Annotated in this window: 8 protein-coding genes; 4 read left to right on the top strand and 4 right to left on the bottom strand. The window is 63.5% G+C overall.

Translation table 11 applies throughout. The features are described 5' to 3' along the window. Window positions 1–151 precede the first annotated feature (151 nt). Window positions 152–2,308 carry an esterase-like activity of phytase family protein gene (locus WBB85_RS15005; protein ID WP_432639406.1) on the top strand — a complete coding sequence of 719 codons (2,157 nt, stop codon included), beginning with the start codon at window positions 152–154 and terminating at the stop codon, window positions 2,306–2,308. 83 nt (window positions 2,309–2,391) lie between these two features. On the opposite strand, the gene WBB85_RS15000 is transcribed toward WBB85_RS15005, so the two are convergent. Beyond that, window positions 2,392–3,327 carry an acyl-CoA desaturase gene (locus WBB85_RS15000; protein WP_432639405.1) on the bottom strand — a complete coding sequence of 312 codons (936 nt, stop codon included), beginning with the start codon at window positions 3,325–3,327 and terminating at the stop codon, window positions 2,392–2,394. Window positions 3,328–3,396: 69 nt separating this feature from the next. Here WBB85_RS15000 and WBB85_RS14995 point away from each other — a divergent pair, with 69 nt between their 5' ends. Beyond that, window positions 3,397–3,723 carry an ArsR/SmtB family transcription factor gene (locus WBB85_RS14995; protein WP_432639404.1) on the top strand — a complete coding sequence of 109 codons (327 nt, stop codon included), beginning with the start codon at window positions 3,397–3,399 and terminating at the stop codon, window positions 3,721–3,723. 6 nt (window positions 3,724–3,729) lie between these two features. On the opposite strand, the gene WBB85_RS14990 is transcribed toward WBB85_RS14995, so the two are convergent. Further along, window positions 3,730–4,776 carry a helix-turn-helix domain-containing protein gene (locus WBB85_RS14990; RefSeq protein ID WP_432639403.1) on the bottom strand — a complete coding sequence of 349 codons (1,047 nt, stop codon included), beginning with the start codon at window positions 4,774–4,776 and terminating at the stop codon, window positions 3,730–3,732. 125 nt (window positions 4,777–4,901) lie between these two features. Here WBB85_RS14990 and WBB85_RS14985 point away from each other — a divergent pair, with 125 nt between their 5' ends. After that, the gene (locus tag WBB85_RS14985; protein WP_432639402.1) at window positions 4,902–5,936 is read left to right on the top strand and encodes an alpha/beta hydrolase family protein; all 1,035 of its coding nucleotides are present in this window, start codon (window positions 4,902–4,904) and stop codon (window positions 5,934–5,936) included. A 114-nt stretch (window positions 5,937–6,050) separates the two neighbouring features. Here WBB85_RS14985 and WBB85_RS14980 read toward each other — a convergent pair whose 3' ends face one another. After that, window positions 6,051–8,051 carry a methylmalonyl-CoA mutase family protein gene (locus WBB85_RS14980; RefSeq protein ID WP_432639407.1) on the bottom strand — a complete coding sequence of 667 codons (2,001 nt, stop codon included), beginning with the start codon at window positions 8,049–8,051 and terminating at the stop codon, window positions 6,051–6,053. Between the two features lie 68 nt (window positions 8,052–8,119). Next, complete coding sequence (locus tag WBB85_RS14975; protein ID WP_432639401.1) at window positions 8,120–8,710, bottom strand: GNAT family N-acetyltransferase; 591 nt, start codon at window positions 8,708–8,710, stop codon at window positions 8,120–8,122. 110 nt (window positions 8,711–8,820) lie between these two features. Between WBB85_RS14975 and WBB85_RS14970 the strand changes: the two genes are divergently transcribed. Then, on the top strand, window positions 8,821–9,607 hold a 787-nt coding region (locus tag WBB85_RS14970; protein WP_432639400.1), incomplete at its 3' end, for a 1-acyl-sn-glycerol-3-phosphate acyltransferase.

Below are 9,607 nucleotides of genomic sequence, written 5' to 3'. Positions count from 1 at the left end.
CATGTCAGTCCGGCAACGATCCGATGACAACCCGCCGCAAGCCGGGCTCAACACCGCATTGTCATAAATCCTTAACAGCGCTGTCATGCGGCTGAGACGGTCAGCACCCACGGGAAGGTGCGATTTTCAATCGATCCCGGGGGACCCATAGATGATCTTGATCCGTTTGTGCCTGACATCGGCACTTGCCCTATCGGCACATGGCGCCATGGCCGAAATGAACTTCAACCGCATCGCGAGCTTTGCGACCATCGGCAATATGGCCAAGGGCGAGGATCAGGGCCGCGAAAGCTCGGCCGAGATTATCGCGGCTTCGGGCGACGGCATGATGCTCGTCTATACCGACAGCCCGCTGGGTGTGATCGGGCGGATCGACATTTCCGACCCGCGTGCGCCAAAGCCGATGGGCAATATCGAGATGGGAGGAGAGCCGACGGCGGTTTCCATCGTGGGGCCGAACGCATTGGTTGCGGTCAACACTTCGGAAAGTTTCACCTCGCCTTCGGGAAAGCTTGTGACCGTTGACCTCATCTCGGGTGACGTGAAGGGCGAATGCGACCTTGGCGGTCAGCCGGATTCAACGGCCGCCGCGCCGGACGGGTCGTTTCTGGCTATCGCGATTGAGAATGAGCGGGATGAGGATGCGGGCGACGGCCGGGTCGGGCAGGCCCCCGAGGGCTGGCTGGTAAAGATGCCCCTGACGGACGGCGCGCCCGATTGCGCAGCGATGCAAAAGATCGCCATGACCGGTCTGGCCGGGATCGCGCCCGAAGACCCGGAACCGGAATTCGTTGATGTCAACGCTGCGGGCGAGATTGCCGTTACCCTTCAGGAAAACAACCATATCGTCGTGATCGGCGCCGATGGCACTGTGACATCGCATTTTTCTGCTGGAGCGGTCGATCTGACCGGGATCGACGCGACGGACGAGCGCGGCGCGCTCATCTTCACCGAAGAGCAGAAGGGCCGGTTGCGCGAACCTGACGGGCTGGGCTGGATCGACGCCGATCATTTCATCACCGCTAATGAAGGCGATATGGATGGCGGCTCACGCGGTTTCACGGTGTTCCACAAGGATGGTACTGTGGTCTTTGAAAGCGGTGCAGCGCTGGAACATGAGATTGTCCGCATCGGCCACTATCCCGACAAACGCTCTGACGCCAAGGGCGCCGAGCCTGAAGGGATGGAGGTCGCCCGGTTCGGCGACACCACCTATGCCTTCATCCTTGCTGAACGCGCTTCGGTCGCGGCGGTCTATGATGTCACCGATCCGGCGGCACCTGCGCTGAAACAACTCCTGCCCTCGGGTATCGCGCCTGAAGGCGTGGTGGCGATCCCTGCGCGCAATCTTCTGATCACCGCGAATGAGGCCGATCTGATCGAAGACGGAGGTGCCCGTGCGCATGTGATGATCTACGAATATCAGGACGCGCCTGCGGCCTATCCGCAACTGACCTCGGCCGGGGCCGAGGAGCTGATCGGCTGGGGCGCTTTGTCGGGCCTGACCGAAGCGGGTGGCAAGCTCTACGCCGTCAATGACAGCTTCTACGGCTACCAGCCGACGATCTTTGAAATCGACCCGGTCCAGACGCCCGCCCGCATCACCCGCGCAATCCCAGTCACCCGTGCCGGTCAGCCTGCGCAGAAACTCGATCTGGAAGGCATCACATCCGATGGAGAAGGCGGCTTCTGGCTGGCTTCGGAAGGGCGGACCGACCGGCTGATCCCGCATGCGATCTACCATGTGGATGGCACGGGCGAGATCACGGAAGAAATCGCCCTGCCTGCGGAACTGACCGCCCGGGAACAGCGCTTCGGTTTCGAGGGCATCGCGATGATCGGCAATCGCCTCTGGATGGCGGTGCAGCGCGAATGGGGCGACGATCCGAAAGGGATGGTCAAACTTGTCGCATACGATATCGAAAGCAAGGAATGGGGTGCGGTACACTATCCGCTGGACGCTGTTGAGGCGGGCTGGGTTGGCCTGTCGGAAATCGCGGTGAAAGGTGACCGTGTTTATCTGATCGAGCGCGACAATCAGATCGGCGCTGCGGCCGGGATCAAGCAGATCACGCGGGTGTCCGTATCTGATCTGGAACCGGCCCCGCTGGGCGGCAACCTTCCCGTCGTCCACAAGGACGTGGTGTACGACCTTGTCCCCGACCTTGCGGCGTCGGGCGGCTATGTCACCGACAAGATCGAAGGCCTGACCTTCGATGCGTCGGGCATGGCCTGGGTCGTGACCGACAATGACGGTGTCGATGACAGTTCAGGCGAGACGTTCTTCTGGAAGATCGAAGGGTTCTGAACACCCCGCGACATGGTTCTTGCGAGATGGAACGCATCCCTTGGGGTGCGTTCCGTCCCGTTCTTCGGGCCAGCCAAAACGCTTCAGGCTGGACGCGGGGTTGGCACGGATATCTCCACCACAGGCGGCACGCGCTGCAAGCCATCGCGGTGCGGTTCACTGTCCGGCAATCGGACCCTATGCGCGAGACCCATCGCCTGCATGGCGCGGATCAGCCAGAAGCCGGGATCGAGTTGCCCGGCCTCGACCCCCAGCCGTGCTGAATGCGGGAAGGCGTGGTGGTTGCCGTGCCAGCTTTCGCCGAAGGTGATCAGCGACAGCCAGGGCAGGTTGTAGCCCTGCACCGGCAGGCCCGCGACATGCCAGCCCTGATGGCCGGTTTTGTGGGCGAAGTGGCCGACCGCCCAGTGACCGGTCAACGACAGGACGATGCGCAGCGAAATGCCCCACAGAACCCAGGCCCAGCCTCCAAACGCCCAAAGCAAGGCCGCCACGGGCAATTGCTGGGCCATCCATGTCCGTTCCAGAAAGCGGTAGAAGGGATCGCGGGCCACCGGATCTTCAATCACGAAACGCGGGGGTGCGATCAGGGCGAAGCGGCAATGAAGCTGCCACCAGGCATCGCGCCAGAAACCCGCCCCATGCGAGGGATGGGGCGGACATTCGACCTGCCTTTGGTGCCAGTCACGCATGTCATGGGCGTGGATCATGCCAAAAGGCCCGGCCATGCCAACCAGAGTGCCGAGCCAGACCAGCAGGCGTTCCAGCCAGAGGGGTGCTGCGAAGCTGCGATGTATCAGCAGGCGGTGCATGCCGACCGAATGGCCGCCACAGATGGTGATCGCCGTCAGCCCCACCATGGCGGCGGCGGCGTCCCAGCGCGGAAAGAGGGTGATGGCGGCGACCGCGCCGACAAGATGGGTGAAATACCAAAGCGATTTCGCCCAGTCCCATTCGATCCTGCCATCGGTCGCGGATGTCGCATTTTCGGGAAAGACGCGGTCGGTTGCGGCAAGCATGGTTGAACCTCCGGCTCAGAAACACTATAATTTATAAACTAAATAACTAATAAGTTAAAAGGTGACATAATGTCAAGCCCCGACAAGGTCTTCGAAGCGCTCGCCTCGACCACCCGGCGCAAGATCCTGGCCTATCTGTCGGAAATGCCGCTGAGTGCCGGTGATATCGCGCAGAGGTTCGAGATGTCTCAGCCTGCTGTGTCAAAGCATCTGGCGCTTCTGGAAAACGCGGGGCTGGTCTGGAAGAAGCGCGAGGGCATGTATGTCTATTACGGGATGGAGCAGGAAACCCTGTCCGGCACACTCGCATCCTTCATGCAGGCCGTCTGCCCACCGTCGCAGGCACTGAAAAAAGAGGTGCGGTCGCGGCGCGCGGCCGGAGAGGCCGAAACCTGACGGAGATTACCCGGACGATTTTGACGCGGACACCGCACGGCGGTAGGTGGCCGGGGACTGACCGTATTCCCGCTGAAATTCGCGGTAGAAATTCGACCGGGTGAGAAAGCCCGACCGCTCCATCACGTCGCGGATGCTGCCACCCTCTTCGACCAGAAGCTCTGCCGCCCGCCGCAGCCTGAAACCGTTGACATATTGCGAGAGGTTCATGCCGGTCGAGAGATTGACCGCCTCGGACAAGGCCCGGACCGGCACATGGAGGCGACGGGCAAGTCGTTCGGCGGTCAGGCCTGTGTCGAGGAAAAGCTCTTCCCGCGATATAAGGGCATCGGCGGCGGCGATGAGAGTCGCCATCGCCTGTATCTCGTTCTCGCTGCGCGTCGGAGGGGCCGGGGCTGGTTTCGGCCGGGCTGAAAGCGTGGCGATCGCGAAGAGGAGCAGGGCCATCAGCACGATGGAACCGTAGGAGATGAGTGTCACCGCAAGCGCGCCGCGGTCACGGGCAAAGGCCACCGCGATGGCCGTGTCGAAGACAAGGAAAATCATCAGAAAGCCCGCGCCCCAGCCAGCCATGCGTGACAACCAGTCAGCGCTTTCAAGCCGCGCCCGGATCATCTGGTTGGGACCGCCGCGCCATAGTGCCAGCAGAAGGGCGGTATAGCCCGCGTAGCTAAGCCCGATGAACCAGTCGAACACATCCCGCGCGGCGGGCAGGATCTGTGGCATGAGACCGATTGCGAGTGCCAGGCCGAGATGGCCAATTGCAGGTTTGCGAAGCCGGTCCTCTGTCCGCTGGAAGCTTATGAACCCGAGATAGAGGAGCGGTCCCGCCAAAAGCGGCAATGCCCGCTGGAGCGGGACAAGACCGATGATCCCGTAGCCAAAGCGCAGCCCGACCAGCAGGCCGCCAAGGGCGATGACCGCAAAGAAAGCTGCGAAGAACGCGCGGGCCGAGGGAACCCCGAAATCCCGTCGCAGGACCATCGCAAAAGCCGCCGCCGAGAGGCAGAAGGCGAGAAGCGGCAGGGGCAGCGCGATCAGCCGTGTCTCCATCTTGTCCTCATCCCAGCCCTGCCTGTCCTTGATCGCGATCCGGGACGTACATCGCCCGCCCGGCCCATTGTTTCAAGGGGATAGCCTTGGGACATCGGCGGGACCGTAACCCGATGGAGACCAGAATGAAACGTCTGTTGACCACGACCATGTTGTTCGCCCTGTGCCTTGGCACTGCCCCCCTCTCTGCGCAAACCCAAGAGCCGGGGATGAGGATGATCACCGTGCCCGACGGCCCCGATGCGCGCGGCACCGATGGCTTTCTCTGGTATCCCGCCGCGTCAGGTGGCGATCCGGTGCGCGCCCTTGGCAACCAGGTCTGGGAAGCGATCCGGGTGCTGCCCGATGCCGATCCCGCGCCGGGGCGCTATCCGTTGGTGGTGCTGTCGCATGGCATGTTCGGCAATGACAGAAATCAGGCGTGGCTGGCCGAGGGTCTGGTCCGGGCGGGGTTCGTTGTGGCGGCGATTGACCATCCGGGCACGTCGACTTTCCAGCGCGATGCGCGGGCCCGGACCATGCTTTGGGAACGTCCGCGCGACATCAGCCGCGCCATCGACCTTGCGCTGGCCGATCCCGCAATCGGCGGGCTGGTCGACCCTGAGCGCATCTATATGGCGGGCCATTCGCTGGGAGGGTTCACAGCGATGCTGCTGGCGGGGGCACGCTATGACGCCGATCATCTGGGCGGCTTTTGCGGCTTGCATCCAAGTGACCTCGTCTGCGGGATCTTCGACGATTGGCAGGTGGCGCGGACGGCAGAGGACCGCGCGGCGATGGAGGCTGATCTGGCCGATCCCCGCATTCGTGCCTTCGCCGTATTCGACCTTGGCGGCACGCAGGCCCTGTCGCCCGACAGCGTCGCCGCGATCCGGCACCCGCTTCTGGTCTATGGGGCACCTGAGGATATTCACGGCATTGATCTGGACGTCGAATCGCGGGCGCTGGCGGCGGCTTTGCCTGTGGATGTCGTGACCTACCGCGAACCCGCCGGACTGGCGCATTTCGACTTTCTCGGGGTCTGCACCGAGAACGCGCTGGCCATCCTGCGAGAGGAGGAACCCGATGACGTGGTTGTCTGCGAAGACGGGCGCGAAAGTCGGCAGGCAGAGCATGAGAGTATCATCGCCGACGTTACCGCCTATTTTCAGGAGCACTGACCGCAGCGGAAGGTCGGCGTCCCGTCCCCTTTGTAGGGGGGCGCTGATGCGAGCGCATCGCGGTGGAGGTCACGGGGCAGGCCCGGGACTGACGGGGCGATTGGTGGCCGCGGTCTATTCCGCCGCCACGGCGTTTGGTTCGGCAAGGGCCACGATGTCGAACATGATCCGGTTCAGTTCGAAATCCTTCGGCGTATAGACCCGGGCGACGCCCATGTCCTTCAGCCGCGCCGCGTCCTCATCCGGGATGATGCCGCCGACGACGACGGGGATATGGGACAGGCCCGCCTCGCGCATCCGCTCGATCACCTCGGCGATCAGCGGCAGGTGGCTGCCTGAAAGGATCGAGAGGCCGACGACATGGGCGTTGGCCTCGCCCGCCGCCTTGACAATCTCGGTGGGTGTCAGGCGGATGCCCTCGTAGTTGATCTCCATCCCGCAATCGCGGGCGCGGGCGGCGATCTGTTCAGCGCCGTTGGACTGGCCGTCAAGGCCGGGCTTGCCCATCAGGAACGACAGGCGGCGGCCAAGGCGGGTGGAGACCTGATCGACCGCGTTGCGGATCTCATCCAGCCCTTCGGTGCGGTTCGACGGGTTTTTCGACACGCCCGTCGGCCCCCGGTACTGGCCGTGAACCTGACGCATGACGCCCGCCCATTCGCCGGTGGTGACACCTGCCTTGGCGCAGGCGACGGAGGCCGGCATGACATTCTGACCCGCCGAGGCGGCCGCGCGAAGGTCGGCGAGTGCGGCATCGACCGCAGCCTGATCGCGGGTGCCGCGCCAGTCGTTCAGGCGGGTCACCTGATCGACCTCGACCGCCGGATCGACGGTCAGGATTGAGCCGTCGCCTGCGGTCAGGGGTGAAGGCTCGGCCTCTGTCCAGCGGTTCACGCCGACGACGGTGGTTTCGCCCGCCTCGATCCGGGCGAGGCGTTCGGAGTTGCTTTCGACCAGCCGCCCCTTCATGTAGTCGATCGCCGCGATGGCACCGCCCATGCCGTCGAGCGTCTTCAGCTCATCCCGCGCGCCGTTCTTCAGCGCCTCCACCTTCGCGGTGATCGCCGGGTTTCCGTCGAAGAGGTCGCCATATTCCAGAAGGTCGGTCTCATAGGCTAGGATCTGCTGCATCCGAAGCGACCATTGCTGGTCCCATGGGCGCGGGAGGCCAAGCGCTTCGTTCCAGGCGGGCAACTGCACCGCGCGGGCGCGGGCGTTTTTGGAAAGCGTCACCGCCAGCATTTCCAGAAGGATGCGGTAGACGTTGTTTTCGGGCTGCTGTTCGGTCAGGCCGAGGCTGTTGACCTGAACGCCATAGCGGAAACGGCGGTATTTTTCCTCCTCGATCCCGTAGCGCTCACGGCAGATCTCATCCCACAACTCGGTGAACGCGCGCATCTTGCAAAGCTCGGTGACAAAGCGGATGCCCGCATTCACGAAGAAGGAGATGCGGCCGACCATGGCGGGGAAGCCCGCCGCCGGGACCTTGCCCTTGAGGTCGTCGAGAACCGCGATGCCCGTGGCCAAGGCAAAGGCGAGTTCCTGCTCGGGCGTCGCCCCCGCCTCTTGCAGGTGGTAGGAACAGACATTCATCGGGTTCCATTTCGGCAGATGTTCCGCCGTATAGGCCGCGACGTCGGTGATCATGCGCAGTGAGGGCTTCGGCGGGCAGATATAGGTGCCACGGGAAAGGTATTCCTTCACCAGATCGTTCTGCACCGTGCCCTGAAGGGCCGCGACATCGGCCCCCTGTTCCTCGGCCACCGCGATGTAGAGCGCAAGAAGCCATGGCGCGGTCGCGTTGATCGTCATCGAGGTGTTCATCTGGTCAAGCGGGATATCCTTGAAGAGAGCCCGCATGTCGCCGAGATGACAGACCGGCACGCCGACCTTGCCGACCTCACCCTTCGCGAGTTCGTGGTCGCTGTCATAGCCGGTCTGGGTCGGCAGGTCGAAGGCCACCGAAAGCCCGGTCTGGCCCTTGGCAAGGTTTGCACGGTAAAGCGCGTTCGACTTTTCCGCCGTCGAATGGCCCGCATAGGTGCGGAAGAGCCAGGGCCTGTCCTTTTTCACCTCGGTCATTGCGGGCCTCCTGAATCGGAATTGTAACTTTATTTCGCGAGATGAGAGATAGGCGACATTTCCTGACCTTGTCAATTCGCTGCAATGCAGAAAGTGAGCGTTCAGGCTGCGGCGGTCCAAATCATCGTCGTGGCGCTTCTGAAGCCGAAGATATGGCGCAGCGGGCCGAGATCGTGCACGTCGCCGGGAATGAAGCCTTCGCGTTCATAGAGCGCCCGCGCGCGGGGATTGCTGTCGATCACATCGAGCCGGACCGCCACGAGGCCGCGCCGGGCCGCTTCCGCCTTGATCGCGGACAGGAGTTTTGTGCCGATGCCTTGCCCGCGCGCTTCGGGCGTGACGAAGATACCGTCCATCAGAAGCGTGCCGGGCGCGGAATCGCGTTCCAGAAGCGCCAGAAGCGGCGCGCGCCAGAGCGCGCCGGGCCAGCCATAGGCGGATGCCAGATCGCCCATGCCGCCACCGATAAAGGCGCCCTTTTCGGTCTTGAACCCGGCGAGTCCGAGAAGCGTGCCATCCGCCGCCTCGGCCCGGATCGCATGGCCCGGATCGGCGACGGCGCGCAGAAGGCCGAGTGCCTGTTCCTCTGGCCTCATGACCGGGCCGAGCTTGTCGCGGAAGGCCTGCCAGAACAGATCGGCTGCCTGCGGGCGCTGGGCATCGGTAAAGCCGGGGTAAATGGCTGGTTGCATCGGGTGGCACCTCCTTTTTTCCAGATGGGCGCGCGGTGTCGGCGCCGCAAGGTGCCGCGCTGCGGCATGACGGGATTTACCCAAGGCGCGCAACCTGTCACCGTCGGCCCATGTTGCAACCGGTGACGCTGCCCCTCTGGCTTTTCGTCCTGATCCTCGTCTTTGCCGGGGTGACCTTTGCGTTGCATTTCCTGTTCCCCTCGGTCCGCTGGTTCTTTCGTGGCCGGATGGAGCGGGTGGTGGCCCGGCTGAACACGCGGCTGGAACGGCCGATCCAGCCCTTCAAGCTGATGAAGCGGCCCGACATGATCATCCGCCTTGCCCATGACCCGAAAGTGGCCGAGGCGATTGCCGCTGAGGCGGCCGAGACGGGCATTCCCGAAACCGTGCATCTGGAACGCGCCCGGCGTTATGCACGTGAGATCGTGCCGGGCTTTTCGGCCTCGGTCTATTTCGGCTTTGCCGCACGGGCGTCGAAATGGCTGGCGCGGCTGATCTACCGCGTCCGGGTCGGGCAATTCGATGCCGAGGCGATTGCCGGGATCGACAAGGGGGCCACCGTGGTTTTCGTCATGAACCACCGGTCGAACATGGATTACGTACTGGTGACCTATCTGGCCGCCAGCCGTTCGGCTTTGTCCTATGCGGTCGGCGAATGGGCGCGGGTCTGGCCGCTTTCGTGGCTGATCCGTTCGGCGGGGGCCTATTTCATCCGACGCAAATCGGGCAATCAGCTCTATCGCCGGGTGCTGGCGCGCTATGTGCAGATGGCGACGGAAGAGGGTGTGACACAGGCGATTTTCCCCGAAGGGGGCCTCAGTCTCGACGGGCGGGTGGGGACGCCAAAGCTGGGCATCCTCAGCTATATCGTTGATGGCTACCGGGCAGAGGGGCGGG

The organism is Albidovulum sp., assembly GCF_049646345.1.
Classification (GTDB): Bacteria; Pseudomonadota; Alphaproteobacteria; order Rhodobacterales; family Rhodobacteraceae; genus Albidovulum.
Note: the sequence above shows the minus strand (reverse complement) of the source record. Positions and strands in the feature narration are given on the sequence as shown.

Coding starts and splice junctions, on each gene's coding strand:
- WBB85_RS15005 (WP_432639406.1), top strand. CDS start 152: ATGATCTTGATCCGTTTGTGCCTGACATCGGCACTTGCCCTATCGGCA.
- WBB85_RS15000 (WP_432639405.1), bottom strand. CDS start 3,327: ATGCTTGCCGCAACCGACCGCGTCTTTCCCGAAAATGCGACATCCGCG.
- WBB85_RS14995 (WP_432639404.1), top strand. CDS start 3,397: ATGTCAAGCCCCGACAAGGTCTTCGAAGCGCTCGCCTCGACCACCCGG.
- WBB85_RS14990 (WP_432639403.1), bottom strand. CDS start 4,776: ATGGAGACACGGCTGATCGCGCTGCCCCTGCCGCTTCTCGCCTTCTGC.
- WBB85_RS14985 (WP_432639402.1), top strand. CDS start 4,902: ATGAAACGTCTGTTGACCACGACCATGTTGTTCGCCCTGTGCCTTGGC.
- WBB85_RS14975 (WP_432639401.1), bottom strand. CDS start 8,710: ATGCAACCAGCCATTTACCCCGGCTTTACCGATGCCCAGCGCCCGCAG.